Raw genomic sequence first — 1236 nt, 5'->3', positions numbered from 1 at the left:
CCCGGCTGGCCGGCTGGGGCCGGGCCGGGGACGCCCACCACGTCTGCCGCCCGGAACCGGAGGGCGACGGGACGGCCCGGGCGATCGGGGCCGCGCTCACCCGCGCGGGCGTCGATCCGGCCGAGGTCGGCTACGTCAACGCCAACGGCACCGGCTCGACCCTCGCCGACCGGGCCGAGGCCCGCGCCCTGCGGCGGGTGTTCGGCCCGCACACCGACCGTCTGCCGGTCAGCTCCAGCAAGTCCGTGCACGGGCACGCCCTGGAGGCCTCCGCACTGCTCGAACTCGCCGTCACCATCGGCGCGTTGGGCACCGGCCTGCTCCCGGTCAACGCCGGCTGGCTCGGCCCCGACCCGGACCTCGCGCTGGACCTCGTCCTGGACGGCCCGCACGCCGCCAGGCCGCCGTACGCCCTCAGCCTCAACTCCGCCTTCGGCGGCGCCAACACCGCCCTCCTGCTGGCCCCGGGATGACCGCCACCGCCATGACCACCGCCGAGAACACCCCTGCCGACCACACCCACGGACTGCGGATCCTCGCCGAGGCCCGCCGCCCCGCACCCGGCCTGGACGGGCCGCCGCCACCGCTGCCCGGCTTCGCCGCCTCCGCCTTCAACCCGCTGGTCGCCGACACCGCCGAGCGCTGCCTGCGCGCCCACCACGGCGAACCGCCCGCCCCCGGACGGACCGCCCTGCTGCTCGCCAGCGCGAGCGGCGACCTCGACACCGCACGGGCCATCGAGCGCAGCGCCGAACCCGGGCAGCGGACCGGCCCACTGCTGTTCTTCCAGTCCAACCCCAACGCCGTCCTCGGGCACGTCTCCGCGCGCTGGGGCCTGACCGGCCCGATCGTGGCGATCTGCCCGGCCGAGGCCGAACCCGGCGTGGTCCCGGCCGAGGCGTTCGAACTCGCCGCGCTGCTGCTCCAGGACGGCGACGCCGATCTGGTGCTGGCCGTGGCCGTCGAGCAGACGCCCGACGGGGACCGGGCCGCGGCCGTCCTGCTCGCCCCTCCGGCGGCGGGGAACCGGCCGGACTGACCCCTCCGAACCGTCCGACCGGACCGAACCGCCGCCCGGACTGAACCCCGCGACCGCCCCCGGCCGTAGGAACCATCGAGGCCCGGCGCCTGACGCAGCCGCACCCGGCACACCAGCGCCCCCGCCCGTCCCCGCCTCGCTCCCGGCACCCGCCGCCCGAGCGACCTCCCCTCCAGAAGCCAGGTCCTCGTGCCCAT

At 77.5% G+C, this 1236-nt stretch carries 1 protein-coding gene and 1 pseudogene; both read left to right on the top strand.

Annotated elements, in window-relative coordinates; genetic code table 11:
- Positions 1-473, top strand: a pseudogene (locus AE652_RS41670) (beta-ketoacyl-[acyl-carrier-protein] synthase family protein); the annotation flags it as partial.
- On the top strand, positions 470-1039 hold the full coding sequence (locus tag AE652_RS41665; protein ID WP_199823237.1) for a beta-ketoacyl synthase N-terminal-like domain-containing protein: 570 nt from the start codon (positions 470-472) through the stop codon (positions 1037-1039). The pseudogene AE652_RS41670 and the gene AE652_RS41665, both read left to right, overlap by 4 nt.
- The last annotated feature ends 197 nt before the right edge of the window (positions 1040-1236 follow it).

This window comes from Kitasatospora sp. MY 5-36, assembly GCF_001182915.1.
Classification (GTDB): domain Bacteria; phylum Actinomycetota; class Actinomycetes; order Streptomycetales; family Streptomycetaceae; genus Kitasatospora.
Note: the sequence above shows the minus strand (reverse complement) of the source record. Positions and strands in the feature narration are given on the sequence as shown.